The 15,322-nt window shown below is 63.3% G+C and carries 13 protein-coding genes; 3 read left to right on the forward strand and 10 right to left on the reverse strand.

Going from position 1 to position 15,322, the window contains the following annotated elements:
• Nucleotides 1-50: 50 nt before the first annotated feature.
• The 3 genes from KJP30_RS17440 to KJP30_RS17450 all read left to right on the forward strand — a co-directional run bounded on the left by KJP30_RS17440 (nucleotide 51) and on the right by KJP30_RS17450 (nucleotide 2,772).
• Complete coding sequence (locus KJP30_RS17440; RefSeq protein ID WP_218450612.1) at nucleotides 51-512, forward strand: SRPBCC family protein; 462 nt, start codon at nucleotides 51-53, stop codon at nucleotides 510-512.
• 62 nt (nucleotides 513-574) lie between these two features.
• Nucleotides 575-1,369 carry a DUF4198 domain-containing protein gene (locus KJP30_RS17445; RefSeq protein ID WP_218450613.1) on the forward strand — a complete coding sequence of 265 codons (795 nt, stop codon included), beginning with the start codon at nucleotides 575-577 and terminating at the stop codon, nucleotides 1,367-1,369.
• The gene (locus tag KJP30_RS17450) at nucleotides 1,366-2,772 is read left to right on the forward strand and encodes an FAD-binding oxidoreductase (RefSeq protein ID WP_218450614.1); all 1,407 of its coding nucleotides are present in this window, start codon (nucleotides 1,366-1,368) and stop codon (nucleotides 2,770-2,772) included. Before KJP30_RS17445 ends, KJP30_RS17450 begins: the two co-directional genes overlap by 4 nt.
• A gap of 175 nt (nucleotides 2,773-2,947) precedes the next feature.
• Here the strand turns inward: KJP30_RS17450 and iolB are convergent, their stop codons facing one another.
• From iolB to KJP30_RS17500, 10 genes are all read right to left on the reverse strand, one after another.
• Nucleotides 2,948-3,772, reverse strand: a complete 825-nt coding sequence (gene iolB, locus KJP30_RS17455; RefSeq protein WP_218450615.1) for a 5-deoxy-glucuronate isomerase — start codon at nucleotides 3,770-3,772, stop codon at nucleotides 2,948-2,950.
• Between the two features lie 16 nt (nucleotides 3,773-3,788).
• A complete protein-coding gene (locus KJP30_RS17460) occupies nucleotides 3,789-4,955 on the reverse strand; it encodes a phytanoyl-CoA dioxygenase family protein (RefSeq protein ID WP_218450616.1) in 1,167 nt (388 codons plus the stop codon).
• Complete coding sequence (locus KJP30_RS17465) at nucleotides 4,952-5,182, reverse strand: hypothetical protein (RefSeq protein WP_218450617.1); 231 nt, start codon at nucleotides 5,180-5,182, stop codon at nucleotides 4,952-4,954. The genes KJP30_RS17460 and KJP30_RS17465 overlap by 4 nt, the downstream gene beginning before the upstream one ends.
• Before the next feature lie 3 nt (nucleotides 5,183-5,185).
• Nucleotides 5,186-6,085 (reverse strand): myo-inosose-2 dehydratase, encoded by a 900-nt coding sequence (gene iolE / locus KJP30_RS17470; RefSeq protein WP_218450618.1) that lies wholly within the window; start codon nucleotides 6,083-6,085, stop codon nucleotides 5,186-5,188.
• Between the two features lie 62 nt (nucleotides 6,086-6,147).
• A complete protein-coding gene (gene iolD / locus KJP30_RS17475; RefSeq protein ID WP_218450619.1) occupies nucleotides 6,148-7,971 on the reverse strand; it encodes a 3D-(3,5/4)-trihydroxycyclohexane-1,2-dione acylhydrolase (decyclizing) in 1,824 nt (607 codons plus the stop codon).
• Nucleotides 7,972-7,973: 2 nt separating this feature from the next.
• Nucleotides 7,974-9,872 carry a bifunctional 5-dehydro-2-deoxygluconokinase/5-dehydro-2-deoxyphosphogluconate aldolase gene (locus tag KJP30_RS17480; protein ID WP_218450620.1) on the reverse strand — a complete coding sequence of 633 codons (1,899 nt, stop codon included), beginning with the start codon at nucleotides 9,870-9,872 and terminating at the stop codon, nucleotides 7,974-7,976.
• A gap of 320 nt (nucleotides 9,873-10,192) precedes the next feature.
• On the reverse strand, nucleotides 10,193-11,224 hold the full coding sequence (locus KJP30_RS17485) for a LacI family DNA-binding transcriptional regulator (RefSeq protein ID WP_218450621.1): 1,032 nt from the start codon (nucleotides 11,222-11,224) through the stop codon (nucleotides 10,193-10,195).
• Between the two features lie 124 nt (nucleotides 11,225-11,348).
• Nucleotides 11,349-11,819 carry a MarR family winged helix-turn-helix transcriptional regulator gene (locus KJP30_RS17490; protein ID WP_218450622.1) on the reverse strand — a complete coding sequence of 157 codons (471 nt, stop codon included), beginning with the start codon at nucleotides 11,817-11,819 and terminating at the stop codon, nucleotides 11,349-11,351.
• Nucleotides 11,820-11,980: 161 nt separating this feature from the next.
• Nucleotides 11,981-12,709: an OmpA family protein gene (locus tag KJP30_RS17495; protein ID WP_224874577.1), complete on the reverse strand. Its 729-nt coding sequence runs from the start codon at nucleotides 12,707-12,709 to the stop codon at nucleotides 11,981-11,983.
• Between the two features lie 15 nt (nucleotides 12,710-12,724).
• Nucleotides 12,725-15,298 (reverse strand): DUF4384 domain-containing protein, encoded by a 2,574-nt coding sequence (locus tag KJP30_RS17500; protein WP_218450623.1) that lies wholly within the window; start codon nucleotides 15,296-15,298, stop codon nucleotides 12,725-12,727.
• Nucleotides 15,299-15,322 lie beyond the last annotated feature (24 nt).

The raw sequence follows: 15,322 nt of genomic DNA on the forward strand, positions 1-15,322 counted from the left end.
TGCGGTAGGATACCGGCAAAGAGCCGGACAACTAGAGGCGGAGCAGGCACATGGAACTGACGGCACGCGAAGATATCGAAGCCCCGCAAGACCGGGTCTTTGCCATGATGAGCGATTTCGACACCATCGAACGGCAGGCCATGCGGCGCGGGGTCGAAGTTTCGCGCACCGCCGAAGGGCCCGGCGCGGGGATGGCTTGGGACACGGGGTTTCGGTTTCGTGGCAAACGGCGGCAGGCACAGGTCACGTTGACCGAATACCAGCCTTCGGAACGTCTGGTCTTTACCAGCGTGTCGGGCGGGCTGACCATGGTGCTGACGCTGGACATCGTGGCGCTGTCGCCGGGCCGGACCCGGATCAATGCCACCACCACCATGAGCGCCAAGACTCTGTCGGCACGGCTGTTCCTGCAATCCATGAAACTGGCCCGGGGCGGCATGGACAAACGGTTCCGCAAGGGCGTGGCCGAACTGGCCGGTGCCATGGAAACGCGTCTGCGCGGCGCCGCCTGACCGGTTGCGGCGGCAGGCCGGGGCGCTAGATTGCCGGGATAGGCAGCGGGGAGGAGCGCCGAATGTTTCGATTGACCTGGGTTCTCGCGGTGTTGGCCGCGCCTTTATCCGCGCATGAATTCTGGATCGAACCCTCGGGGCCCCGCTTTGACGAGGGCGCAGCTGTGCAAGCCCGGCTTCTGGTCGGAACAGAACTGAAAGGCGCAACCTACAGCTACAACCCGCAGAATTTCACCCGGTTCGAGATTGTCACCGCGGCGGGGGTTCAGCCGGTCGAGGGCCGGGTCGGCGACAAGCCCGCGCTGAACATGGTGCCCGAGGGCAACGGGCTGGCCACCATCGTCCACGTCACCCGCAACTACAACCTGACCTATCGCGAGTGGGAAAAATTCACCGGTTTCTGTACCGAAAAGGATTTCACTTGGGCCATCGACCGGCACCTTGAACGCGGCCTTGGTCAGGACCGTGTCCGTGAAAGGTATTCCCGCCATGCCAAAAGCCTCGTGGCGTTGGGCGATGGTGTCGGCGCGGACCGTGAACTGGGCCTGATCACCGAGATCGTGGCCGAGGCCAACCCCTTTACCGATGACCTGTCGGATGGGATGCCGGTGCGGGTGCTGTACCAAGGCGCGCCGCGCGCCGACGTGCAGGTGGAACTGTTCGAGCGTGATCCAGAGGGCAATGTCACCATCCACCGCTACCGCACAGACGCCGAAGGCCGCGCCACGATCGGGGTGAAACCGGGGCATTTCTATCTTGTCGACGCCGTTGTGATGCGGGAACTTGAGATCGAGGAGGAGGGCGACCCGGCCTGGGAAAGCCTCTGGGCCTCACTGACATTCGAGGTGCCGAAATGACACTGGTCGAGGAACTGGGCGGGGTGCTGGATGCCTCGGGTCTGCTGACGGGCGAGGATATGGCCGCGTGGTCGCGGGACTGGACCGGCCAATACGCATGGACCCCCCTTTGCGTGGCGCGCCCGCGCAGCACCGCCGAGGTCTCGGCCGTGCTGCGCGCGGCCCATGCCGCCAAAGTGCCGGTGGTGCCGGTGTCGGGCCATACCGGGCTCGCAGGCGGAACCTTCGGCGCGGGCGCAGTCATGCTGTCGCTGGACCGAATGAACCGGATCGAGGAAATCCGCGCCCCGGCACGGCTGGCGATTGTCGAGGCGGGCGTGGTGCTGAGCGACCTGCATACGGCGGTAGCCGAAAAGGGGCTGAACTTCCCCATGACCTTCGGCGCCAAAGGATCGGCGCGGATCGGCGGATTGCTGGCAACCAACGCGGGCGGGTCCAACGTTCTGCGCTATGGAAACACGCGCGATCTGGTGCTGGGGATCGAGGCGGTGCTGGCGGATGGCCGTGTCGTCGACCTGATGTCGGAACTGCACAAGAACAACACCGGCTATGACCTGCGCCACCTGCTGATCGGCTCCGAAGGCACGCTGGGCATCATCACACGGGCGGTGCTGAAACTGGTGCCGCAACCGCGCGCCTACGCCACCGCAATGGTGGCAACCGAGGACCTGCCCGGCGCGCTGGCGGTCCTGAACCGCCTGCAAGACGTCACGGGCGGCGCGGTCGAAGCCTTTGAATACATGCCGCGCCTCTACATGCAGACCTTTGCCCGAATGCACCCGGAGGCGCAAAAGGTCTTTGATGCGGAATACGAGGTCAACATCCTCGTGGAACTGGGCGCCACCGCGCCGCGCGATGTCGAGCCGGGGCCGGATGGGCAGGTGCCGCTGTCTTCCTACCTCGAAGACGTGCTGGGCGACCTGCTGGAAGAGGGGGCGGTGGTCGACGCCGTGGTGGCGCAGAACGATGCGCAGCGCGCCGCCATGTGGGCCCGGCGTGAAGCCGCAGCCGAAGTGTCTCTGTCGCACAAGCCACTAATCAACAACGATGTTTCCGTCCCGGTGGACAAGGTCGGCACCTTCCTCGAACAGGCGGATGCCCGGCTAAACGGGATCGACGTCGGCGCCCGTGCGATGGTCGTGTCACACCTTGGCGATGGCAACATACACTACGCGGTCTGGCTGACCGATGAAAATGCCAAGGATGCGGTGATGGAGGCTGTCGAAGACGTGGTCCTGTCGCTGGGCGGGTCGTTTTCCGCCGAACATGGCATCGGCCTGTCCAAGCGCCCCTCGATGGCGCGCCGCAAGGATGCTGTCGCGCTGGAAATGATGCGTGCAATCAAATCCGCGCTGGACCCTGGCAATATCCTTAATCCGGGCAAGGTGCTGCCCGAGGCGTAAGCGCGGCGCTTTCTTCGCGGCGCTCCGTTCCGCGGCATCGGTCGGGCGAGGGGGCGCTGCCCCCTCTGACCCCCGGAGTATTTTCCCCAAGAAGAAGCACAAGAGATCATCGGTCTCCAGCGCCCTTGGTTTCTTCTTGGTCCAAATACTCAAAAAGCCTGTATCGCCACGCGCATCAAGCGTCCCGTTGGGCAATCCAGTCATGGTCGGGGTGGTTCTTGAACCGCCATTTGCGCAAGGGGCCGGCCATGACGTTCAGGTAATACATCTCATAGCCATAAGGCGCGCCGCAGGGGTGGTGGCCCTTGGGTACCAGCACCACGTCATGGTCGCTGACGGACATGGTTACGTCCAGTGACCCGTCTTCGGTAAAGACCCGCTGGTGGCCATAGCCCTGCGCCGGGTTCAGCCGGTGGTAGTAGGTCTCTTCGAGGTAGGTCATGTCGGGGAAGGTGTCTTCGTCATGGCGATGCGGCGGGTAGGAGGACCAGTGGCCCGACGGCGTGTAGACCTCGGTCACCAGAAGCGAGGAGGCCACGTCGCGTTCCTCCATCGCGATGGGGTGGATGTAGCGGGTGTTGGTGCCCTTGCCGCGTTCGACGAGGTCGATGCCGGCGGGGCCTACCTGCGCCGCCGGATAATCGCCGATGGCCGGGGCCGAACAGACCGCCAGCGTGCAGTTCGTGGTGGCGGTGGCGGTCCAGTCGCTGCCGGCGGGAAGGTAGACGGCGTGGGGCGGGATGCGGTCGAAGACGTTCATCCGGTCGCCGAGTTCGCCGAAATCCTTTCCGGCACCGCTGACATGGGCCTTGCCTTCGACCAGCACGAGGATCACCTCACGATCGCCGGTGTGGCCCTCGGCGCGTTCGTCGGCGCCCAGTCGCCAGAGGTCGAAGCCGACATAGCCCCAGTCGGGGCTTTCCGGGGTGCGGGCGTTGTCCACGGTGATTTCGTGGACTTTGCCGCTGGTTCCGGCGGGTTTGCGGAGAAGTTGGGTCATCGGGGCTTTCCTTGGGTCAGGGCTGGCGGCGCGCGTCCTGTTGGGCCAGCGCCTTGGCAAAGGCGTCGGGTGACAGGCCATCGGACAGGGCGCGGTGGAACAGCGCGTTCTGGGTTTCGGGGGCGAGCCCGCCAAGCGGCGGATCGCTGTCAAGATTGGTCGGGAAAGAGTAGCCTTCGGCCGCGGCGCCAATGGCGGCGGCGGTGGTTTCATCGTCCAGCTTGCCGCTCGCTCGCAGCGCCTGGATCGCCGGGTAGAGGACGCCGCACATGGCGCTGCGGTCCACGGTTTCCATCGCGCGGCCAAAGGCCGAGGACACCTGCAGCAGGTTCGCCATGCGGTGGATGTCGCTGCTGCGGTTTTCGCCTGCCGCATGGAACAGCGCCGGGTTGAAGAACACGGCGTCGCCCTTGGACAGTGGCAGCTGGATGCAGTTTTCTTCGAAATACTCGCGGAAATCCTCGCGTCGGTAGGCCATGTAGCCGGGGCGGAAAAGTTGCGAGAAGGGCAACAGCTTGGTCGGGCCGCTTTCGATCGGCATGTCGCAATGGGCGACCGCGCCTTGCAACGTCATCACCGCCGAAAGGTCATGCACATGGGCCGGGAAGCGCGCCGCCACCTCGGCGGTCTGGAAACCGAGGTGATAATCGCGATGCGCACTTTGCGCCTGACCGCCGGGGCGGACGAGGTTCACCTGCGCGGTCATCTGGTAGAAGGGGCCAAGCCATGCCTCGCAGACGGCGGCGATGGCGGTGTTGCCGTAGTAGAGGGCAAAGGCCTGCGGGTCTTCGAGGCAGTGTTTTTGCAGCGAGTTCCAGATCCGCGCGTTCGACCCTGCCTTGGCGAAATGATCGCCTGCGCCCAGTCCGGCCTCATGTTCGCGCGCGATGATACGTTCGAAGACCTCGGTCGCGCGGTCGATGGGCGCGGTGTCCTGATAGGCGCCCTTCAGGGCCAGAGCCCCGGCGGATTGCCCCAGAACAAAACCCCATTCCGCCAGCAGTTCGGCGCGTTGGGCCGGGTCGCTCAGCACGCCTTGCAGTGCCGCGATATCATAGACGGGAACGTTCTTTTCCACCGCCGAGGCGAACCGCAGGTCCGAAACCGACAGGGATTGCCCCGTAAGCTGCGCGAACTCGGCAAGGTCACAGGATGTGACGTCAAAATAAGCCGTATCTTTCATGGGTCTCCTCCCTGGTCTTCTTGTTTCTTGCGGACCGCCTGAGCGTCCCAGGCGACAAAGAACTGATGGGCGCAATAGGTGCCGATGGCGGCAAAGAGGATGGCCCAGAGCGGGTTGCCCCAGCTGAGTTCCAGTCCCGCCCATCCAAGGCAGAGCGCCACCGTCGCCACCCGCCGCCAGAGCGGTAGGAAAAACGGGTGTTGGACGTCAAAGGCGCTCTGTTTCATGGGTCAGCTTTCGATTTCCAGCCCGGCCTTGGCGCAAACGTCGAGGATGTGCTGATAGCCCTTCTTGGAATACTCGTAGGGCGGGGCCTTGGCCGGGTCCTGTTCGGCCTCGACCACGATCCAGCCATTGTAATCCATCGATTTGAGCTTGTTCGCCACCTGCTGGAAGTCGATGCAGCCGTCGCCCGGTACGGTGAAGGCGCCCGCGATCACCGCATCAAGGAAGCTCCGGTTGTTGTCGCGCACGTCCTTGACCACCTCGGGGCGGATGTCCTTGAAATGCACGTGCAGAACGCGGTCGGACCAGCGGTCGAGCGTGCGCATCACGTCGCCGCCGCCGAACAGCAGGTGACCGGTGTCGAAGCAGAGCGAGACCTCGTCCGAGGTGCCCTCCATCAGCCAGTTCACGTCATCCTCGTCCTCGCAGAAGGATCCCATGTGGTGATGGTAGGCCATGGGCATGCCCTGATCCTTCATCCACTTCGCGACTTCCGAGAGCTTGCGGCCATAGTCCAGCACCTCGTCCCGGGTCAGCTTGGGGCGGTCGTTGACCGGCGTGCCGATCTGACCCTGCACGGTGTTGGAACATTCGGCATAAACGATGCAGGGGCTGTTCAGGGCCACGAATTGCTCGACCTGCTGGCGGACGGCCTCGATTTCCTGCGCCACATCGTTGACAAAGAGGTTGCCCGAGCACCAGCCACCACAAAGACCGATGTCGTATTTGTCGAGGTAGGCGCGCAGGCCGGGCGTGTCATGCGGCATGCGCTGGCCACGTTCGACGCCGGTATATCCGATCTCGCGGCTTTCCTTCAGCGCCTGTTCCATCGTGTAGGCGGCGGTGAGGTCGGGCAGGTCGTCGTTCTGCCAGGCAATGGGCGAAATGCCGATCTTGACGCTCATTTGGATGTCTTTCCGTTGGATGTTGGGGGTAAGCCGGGCTTAAGCCCGGCCTACGGAAATTGTCAGCCGCGGTCCTTGAGTGCGGCCTCGTAGCCTTTGCGGGCCTCTTGCACCTCGGCGCGTTCCGAGACCTCGGGGACGGCCACGTCCCACCAGTTGCCGCCATGCGGGGTGCTGGGGTAGGGGTCGGTGTCGATGACGACGACAAAGGGGCCAGTGGCCTCCTTGGCGCGGGCCAGCGCCTCTTCCATCTCGGCGATAGAGTTTACATGCACCGCGGCCGCACCCATCGAGGCCGCATGTGCGGCAAAGTCGATATTGGCGGCATTCTCGTGCACCGTGTGGTCCAGCAGGTTGTTGAACTCGGCCCCGCCGGTGCCCATTTGCAGCCGGTTGATGCAGCCGTAGCCGCGGTTGTCGGTGATGACGAGCGTGAACTTGATGCCCATCATCACGGCGGTCGCCAGTTCCGAGTTGGCCATCATATAGGTGCCGTCCCCGGCAAAGCAGACCACGTCGCGGCCGGGCTGGGCCATCTTGATGCCCATGGCGCCGGCGATCTCATAGCCCATGCAGGAATACCCGTATTCCATGTGATAGGCGCCGGGGCGCGGGGCCTTCCACAGCTTGTGCAGCTCACCCGGCATGGTGCCTGCGGCGCACATGACGACCGTATCCGGCCCGCTGGCGCGCTGAACGGCACCGATCACCTGCTGATCCGTGGGCAGGGCATTGCCGTCGGCGGGCGCATCGGTCAGCGGGTCGACATTGGCGAACCAGTCCGCTTTCAGCCCGCTATCCACGTCTGCGGCCCGGTAGCTGGTCAGTTCCAGCGCCAGTTCCGTCAGGCCCGTCTTTGCGTCCGATTGCAGCGGTATGGCACCGTGTTTCACCGCGTCATAGGCATTGACGTTCAGGCTGACCAAGGTCGCCTGCGGGGTCTTGAACAGCGACCACGACCCGGTGGTGAAATCCTGAAACCGGGTGCCGACACCCAGCACCAGATCCGCCTCGGCGCAGACCGCGTTGGCCGAACTCGCCCCGGTCACGCCCACCGGCCCCATGTTCAGCGGGTGATCCCAGGCCAGCGCCGACTTGCCCGCCTGCGTCTCGACCACCGGGATGTTATGCGCCTCGGCAAAGCTCTGCAGATCCGCACAGGCGTCCGCGTAATGCACGCCGCCCCCGGCGACGATCACCGGGCGTTTGGCGGCGCGGATCTTTTCCACCACGCGGTGCAGCTCGTGATGATCCGGGCGGATGCGGCGGCGGAACCATGTGCGCGGCTCGAAGAAACTCTCGGGGTAATCGTAGGCCTCGGCCTGCACGTCCTGGCAGAAGGCCAGCGTGACCGGGCCACATTGCGCCGGGTCGGTCATGGTGGCCATGGCGCGGGGCAGGGCGGTCAACAACTGTTCCGGACGGGTGATCCTGTCGAAATAGCGCGAGACCGGCTTGAAACAGTCATTGGCCGAAACCGTGCCGTCCTCGAAATCCTCGATCTGTTGCAGAACCGGGTCCGGGCCGCGATTGGCAAAGACATCGCCGGGCACCAGCAGCACGGGCAGGCGGTTCACATGAGCCAGCGCGGCGGCGGTGACCATATTGGTCGCGCCCGGCCCGATGGAAGAGGTCACCATCATTGCGCGCTGTCGGCCCGATTGCTTGGCATAGGCAATGGCGCAATGGGCCATGGTCTGTTCGTTGTGGCCGCGCCAGGTGGGGAAATCGCCCTGCGCGTGGTACAGTGCCTCGCCAAGGCCCGCCACGTTGCCATGGCCGAAGATCGCCCAGCACCCGGCAAGGAAACGCTCGCCATCCTCGTTCATCTGCGCCGAAAGATAGCGCACCATCGCCTGTGCGGCGGTCAGTCGGATCGTCTTCATGGTCACTCCTCCCCGCGTGCGGCATCCCAGTAGCCACACAGCCGTGCATAGTTGTCTTTCATCTGCGCCACGGCCTCGGCATCCGTGAGCGCCCCGGTCATCCAGCCCTTGGCGGCTTCGGCAAAGATCGTGCGGCCGACGGCAAATCCTTTGACCAGCGGGTATTTCGCCGCGACCTCAAAGCTTTCCTTCAGCGCCGAATCCTCGGCCCCAAGACCCAGCACCACGATACCACGGGTGTTCGGGTCGTTTTCCTCGATGGCGGCGACCGCGTTCTGCCAACCGGCCTCTGTCTTCATCGGTTCCAGCTTCCACCAGTCGGGATAGACGCCCAGATCGTAGAAACGGCGGATCACCTGCGCGGTGGTGTCGTCACCCACCGGTCCGGCTTTCGACGGGATCACCTCCAGCAGGAATTCCAACCGGTTGCGGCGGCAGGCGTGGAACAGGCGGGTGACGGTGGCTTCCTGCTCGGCCTTCATCTCGGGCGTGTCGTCGGGATGGTAGAAACACAGCACCTTGACCACATGTTCCAGCGGCCATTCGTTGAGGCCCCCGAAATCCGGCCCGATCTCGGGTTCCAGCGTCAAGGGGCGCGAGCCGGGCCATTCCACCGGGCGGCCGATCCACAGGCCGGTGCCTGCCGCCTTGTACAGCGCATCGCGGCCAAGGCGCGAGTCGCAGAGCAGCCCGTAACCGGGATTGCCGCCCGCCACCTCGGCGCAGGCCTCTAGGCACAGTTCCTTGAAGGTGCCGATCTTGTCGGGCGTTGCGCCGTCCAGATCCTCCAGCTGCATCCGGTGGTCGAAGGCAAAGACGCGCATGGTCGACCAGTCGCCCTTGCGGTTGGTGGCCCAGTGGACCTGCTCCAGCTCCTGATCCTTGCGCAGGGCCTTTTCCTTGACGCCGCGTTTCAGGAAGAACTCCAGTTCCGCCCACGAAGGATAGGCGGGCGTGCAGCCGTGGCGCGACACGGCAAAGGCGCCGCAAGCGTTGGCATAGGTCAGCGCGGTCGGCCAATCCTGATCGGTCAGCCAGCCTTTCAGAAGGCCGGACATGAACCCGTCGCCAGCGCCCAGCACGTTGAAGACCTCGATCGGGAAACCGGGGCCGCTTTGCCCTTCGTCCAGCGTGTCGGGCACGTCGCCGGTAAAGGCCACGGCGCCCATCGGTCCCCGCTTGCAGACCAGCGTCGCGCCCGAAACCTTGCGCACATTGCGCAGCGCCTGGATCGTATCGGTGGTGCCGCCCGCGATGTGAAATTCTTCCTCGGTCCCGACGATCAAGTCAAAGAGGTGTAGCGTCGATTGCAGCTTGGCCGTGACCTTGTCCGAGGCGATGAACCGGTTTTCGCCGTCGCCATGCCCGGACAAGCCCCAGAGGTTTGGGCGATAGTCGATGTCCAGCGCGGTCTGCATTCCATTCGCGCGGGCGATGTTCAGCGCCTTCAGCACGGCGGCCTCGGTCCGCGTGTGGCTGAGGTGCGTACCGGTGGCCACGACCGAACGTGCCTGCGTGATGAACCCCTCGTCGATGTCGTCTTCGCACAGCGCCATATCGGCACAATTGTCGCGGTAGAAGATCAGCGGGAACTGTTCCTGATCGCGGATACCCAGCAGCACCAGCGCCGTCAGGCGCTCCGGGTCGGTTACGACGCCGCGCGTGTCGACGCCTTCCTTTTGCAGTTCTTCGGTGATGAAGCGGCCCATGTGCTCATCCCCTACGCGGGTGATCAGCGCCGATTTCAGGCCCAGCCGCGCGGTGCCCGCCGCGATATTTGTGGGCGATCCGCCGATATACTTGTTGAAGCTTGCCATGTCTTCAAGACGCCCGCCGATCTGCGCGCCGTATAGGTCCACCGAGGACCGGCCAATGGTGATCACATCAAGGGTCTTGCCCATGCCAAACTGCCTTTCCGGAACGTCGAGAGGGCGTGCCGCTCTCCTCAGCGCGGCACGTGTTGGCGCTACCGTGAGGGGAGGGCGGCATCCGGTCAATTCCCCGGGCCGTGAATCCTTTCATCTGTGAGGGTGTTTGACAGGCATCAAAGAGAGGTTTTCGCCAAATGAAGTGAAACGTCTCAAGAGTGTACCTCGGCGTCCGTTCACCGCCCCGGTGTCGGAGCGGGCAGGGGGCGCGGGGCCTCTTGCCCGCTACCCGAGGAGCGGCGTGCGACGCAAGCCCATGAAAAAAATTGGTTTTGGCGCCAGTGAAGCCCGGCCTAGACGGATTCCGGCAGATAAAGATCGGGGCGTAGAAAGTGCTGACCGGGCGAGGCGCTTTCCTGTTGCTGGACGGCGGCGATCATCAGCGTGACAGTATCGTTGCAAAGCTGTTCAAGAGGCGTGGCAATGGCCATCTCCGCATAGCGGTCTGCCAGTGCGGCGCGCGATTCCGGAATCAGTTCGTGCAGGATCAACGTCACCTGGCCGGGCGCGCGCACTTCGCGCAGGGCGGCAATCGCGCCTTCCATGCCGCCGCCCGAGCAATACAGCCCTTTCAGATCTGGATGCCGCTGTAACAGTTCCAGCGTCGTTTCATAGGTCAGTTGCCGGGTTTCAAGGTTGACCATCGTGTCGAGGATGCTGAAATCCGGCGCGTATTCGCGGAAGTAGCTGCGGAACCCGGTTTCACGCAGTTCGTGGCCATGCCAGCGATAGCCGCCCACAAACACTGCCAGTTTACCGGGGTGGCCCACTGCTCGGAACATCATGTGGGCCGCAATCCGACCGGCCTTCATGTTGTTGAGACCGATATATCCGTGGCGCACGCCCTGCGCATAGTCATTCAACATGGCGAAACAGGGGATGCCGCGCCCCTGCAACTGGGCCACGGTATCGGTGATCTGCATGTGATTGACCGCCGAAGAGGCGATGGCATCGGTCCGGTCGGCAAGTTTCATCATCAGACCGGCGATGTCTCCGGGGCTTTGCGAGGGGGCGAATTCGACCGCGATCGAGCCGCGAATGCCCGGTGCGCGGGCGACGGCGGCCTCCATCTCGCGGGCGACGTTTTGCCAGAAGGGTTGCCGCGCCTTGGGAAAGACAAAGCCGAAACGGATTTCCGGCAGGTCGGCAAACATGCGTTGGCCGATCAACGCCGCCGCATGATAGCCGATGCGCTGCGCGGCCTCATAGACCCGGCGGGCGGTTTCCTCACGGACCTTGGCGCGGCCGTTCAATACGCGGTCGACGGTGGCCACGCTGACGCCTGCCTCGCGGGCGAGGTCGGTGATTGTCGGGCGTCCTGCCATGGCGGTTCCTCACGACTGCAACACAATGCAGGGCATCATGATGCAATTTGCAAGAAATCCAATCCCATTCTTTCATCGGTTGCGCGGTGATTGTGCCCTGATGTGCAAGGTTTCCCGCCAGAGCCTAGATGTTCGGATCTTCGGCGGCGCGTTCGAGCGCGTCAAAGGCCTGCATCAGTACAACGATCTGTGTCGGGTCGATATAGGACCGCAGCGCCTGCTGGCGCGCCTGCATCCGGGGCATGGTGCGTTCAAAGATCTCACGACCCTTGTCGGTCAGATCCAGGTGCAGTGCCCGGTTGTCCGCCTCGTCCCGGGTGACGGAAAGATAGCCTTCGTTGCTGAGGGATTTGACGTTCCGGCTGATCAGGCCTTTGTCCATTGCGGTCATGCGCGACAACTGCGCCGATGTGCAGCGGCCACCATCCCCAAGCACCGCGATGATACGCCATTGCGTGATGGTCAGCCCGGCGTGATCGCGCAGGATGCGCGAGGCCTGAGCGTTCAGCTTGGATTGCACCTTGGCAAGGCGGTAGGTGAGAAAATTGGCCAATGGCGCCTGTGCCAGGCCGACGGGATCGGTGTCGGTGTCCATGAAAAAACTATCCTTGCCGGAAGGCGAATAAACAAAAGGCCCAAGGCCTGCCTCAGGTTAGCGGCGCGATTGCGTTACAGGCAAGGAAGAAAGGCAGGGGCCGCGTCCCGTGTCGGACGTGGCAAACCCCTGCCCACGCGACCGCGGGCAGGGGAACTGTATCAGTACTGGCAGACCGTCGTCGCGGTTTGCAGGACGGCACCCGGAGTATTGGGCAGGCGCATGAAGGTCACGCGCCGGTTTTCGGCGGCATCGGGATATGCCTCGTTCTTGAGGACGTATTCCCCCCAGCCCACCGGGTAGAGCGGCACGCCGACATAGGCGCCTTCCAACAGGCGGGTGACAGAGGCCGCGCGCCGCAGGCTGAGGTCACAGTTGTATCCTTCCGAGCCAACCGCATCCGTGTGGCCGACCACCGCATAAGACGTGCCTTGCAGCGCCGGGTCGTTCAGCGCGGCGATCAGCGTATCGATCTTGCCGCTCTGGTCCTGCCGAACCTTGTCACTGTCATAGTCGAACTCGATGGTGATCGCGACCGAAGGCAGGACGACCTTGCCGGTCTTGGGCGGTTCGGGCGCGTCGTATTTCGGCGGTTCGGGCGGCGGTGCCTTGCTGACAACCACCTTCTTGTTGTCGAGGTCCAGAACCAGGGTTTCGAACTGAACCGCCGGCCCGGCGCTTTCCAGCGCGATCCCGTCCGGGTCGATGTCGACCCCGGCGCAGTTGCCCGCATTGGCGTTCAGCAGGCAATTTGCCATCGCGCTTTTTGGCTGCGGTTTGAACGACATGATCGGGTCGTCGCCCTGGATGAAGATTTCGCCCTGCTGCGCAAGGCCTGCCGAGATCGGCAGGCCAAGGCAGAGAGCGACGCCGCAGAGAAGCTTACGCATCGCTCTCGTCTCCTTTTAGTAGTCCCGGACCACGACCGAGATCTGAGCCTTGGTCACGTCGGGGTTATGTTTGGACACGGCGCGGTAGTCGACGCCACTGTCGGTGTGCTTCTTGTCTTTCTCGCCGGCACCAAGGTCGAGGACCAGGGTTTCGTTGACGACGGTCTCATAGTGATCTTTCGACACGGCCTTGTGACCAACCGAGCAAGAGACCTTGGAGGTATCGCGGGTCACCTTGTCGATGGCCGCCTGACCGCCGTTGCAGATCGCAAGGATGGTTTCCAGGCCCGGCTCCGAGGTGCGCAGCGCACCCTTCGGCGGGAAGACGTACTGGGTGCCGCCGGGGATGACGATGTCATCGAGGCCCGGGAAAGGATACAGCACACAGCTGTCGTGGTCGTCGTCGATCGAGATCAGCGTCAGACGGCAGTCGTGGCGCGGTTCGATAAAGACCCGCAGTTCGTCACCAACCTTGTAGGTAGGCTTGTCGGTGTAGACGGTCAGGTGGCTTTGCGCCGCAACCGAATGCTGAACCGGGTCATAATCAGCGCCGTATTTCTTGGCGTCGTCATGGGTCTTGATCGGTTCCTTGCCTTTCACGACATAGTCGTTGCCGGTCGGCTTGTAGTCATCGTCCGCCTTGACGGCCACGGTGGTCTTGTAAGGATCGTCCTTGGTCACGACCACTTTCTTGTCGTCATAGTCGTCGGCCTTGACGATCGGCTTGGCGTCATAGTCGTCGTCCTTGACCACCACGATCTTTTTCTTCGGCTCATAGTCGGTGTCCTTGACCACCTGCTTGACCGAGTAGGACAGGTCCGCCGTCACGACGTGATCCGTCTTGTAGGGGTAGTAGTCGGTCAGTTTGTCGAGCAGCACAGGATAGGCCGCCGTCCATTCGTCCCGAGCGATGGGCGAGGTGTCCAGACGGGTCAGCAGGCCGGCCATTTCATGCCCGGCAAAGGCCATCCGCCCACGCAGGGCATCCGAGGTCAAACCCAGTTCGTTGGCCGCCTGATCGAAGTCGATGAAGTAATCGACGTGATAGACAAACAGGCCGCGCACCGGTTCCAGGCCAGCGGCCTTGGTGTCCGGGTCGATCCCGGCGCTTTCAAGGGTGGCAAGGAAGGCTTCCATGTCGCGCTGGAAGTACTCGTTCACCACATCCTTGCCCGGATAGATCGCGTCGATGGTCTGACGTGCCGAAGAGGGCAGGGCGAGGTTGTTCAGCGCAACGTCACGCACGGTGTCGTTGTTGAACCGCATACCTTTCGAGTGGCACGAGATGCACGAGATGCCGTTGACCACTTCGCCGGTGCCGTCGGGATAGTCCGTGTCACGGACGATCTGGGTCGGGCCGACGTTCAGGCGATCGCCTTCGGCGGTGTTCAGGTAATAGGCATGGAAACCGTTGGGCAGGGTAAAGATCGACTCGCCGCCGTCATGGTTGAAGGCAAGGTCAGGCCCATAGGCATCTGCCGGTCCCAGCGGGTATTCAAAGAAGCTCTGCCGCTTTTTCGACCCCGCAAAGTCATAAGAGGTCCAGAAGAAACCGGTGCCCATCGGGTGACGTTCGATAAGGCGGTTGTGCGTGGACACACCCGAATCCTGAAAGCCGGCGCGGACGACCTGCTCGTTCAGGATGTTTTTCTTCATGCTGATGCCCAGCTTGTGTTCCAGGCCCTGAACGGTGTCCGGCAGGCCAAGCACGTCGTAATACATCGGCGAAACCGAGGCGGTCGCCGCGAACCAGTCGGCCCGGATGATCGGGATCTTGGTGCCCGCGAGGTGTTGCAGCGAACCAAGGTAGGGGTCGGTGTCGCTTTCCATCGCGTAGGGATATTCGGCCTCGAGATAGGCCCAGGTCTCGTGGGTCCAGTCGAGATCCGGCAGGAAGACGCGCAGCAGAACGCCGTGTTCGTCGACCTTTTCGAACTTGTAGACGTTCGGGTTCCAGCTGAGCGCATTCATCAGCTTGACCGTACCCGCCAGGTAGGCGGTGTAGTTGTCGTCGGTGACCTCCGGGTCATTCCACATCGGGCGCATCGAGATATAGCGCACGCGGTCGCGGCGGTTGGTCGGCAGGCTCTGCATGTCGGCATGTGCCATGGCGTACATATCCGCCAGCGAGATGAACTTGCGCGGTTCGGGCGCGGTATCGCCAAGGGCGACGATCCAGTCCTGAAGCTGCTGAAGCTCGGCTTCGTTCGGCACACAGCTGGGATCCCAGCAGTTGTCCGGCATCGCCGGCGCGCCGCCGGTGATCACCTGATACAGCTTGGATTTCGAAGGCTCGCCCACGGCGACAAGCTTGGGGTCGTTGGCCAGCCGGCGCATGTCAAGAACGTGACCGAAACCGGCCTTGGCCTTGGTCAGGCCGTCGCCCAGTTTGCCGGTCTGGTGACAATCGGCGCAATATTTGTCGAGCACCGCATAGGCAGCCTTTTCGGCATCGGTCGCATCGGCGGGAAGCTCATAGTTCAGGTCTTCGGGATCAATGAGCAAGGTGCCGTCCTGCGCCCATGCGGGCACGGCGAAAGCGGTCGCAAGGGCGATCGCGCTCACCTTCATCAGGTCGTTGGGTTGCATAACATAGTCTCCTGTTGAAAGAGG

This window comes from Antarctobacter sediminis (assembly GCF_019218285.1).
GTDB lineage: Bacteria > Pseudomonadota > Alphaproteobacteria > Rhodobacterales > Rhodobacteraceae > Antarctobacter > Antarctobacter sediminis.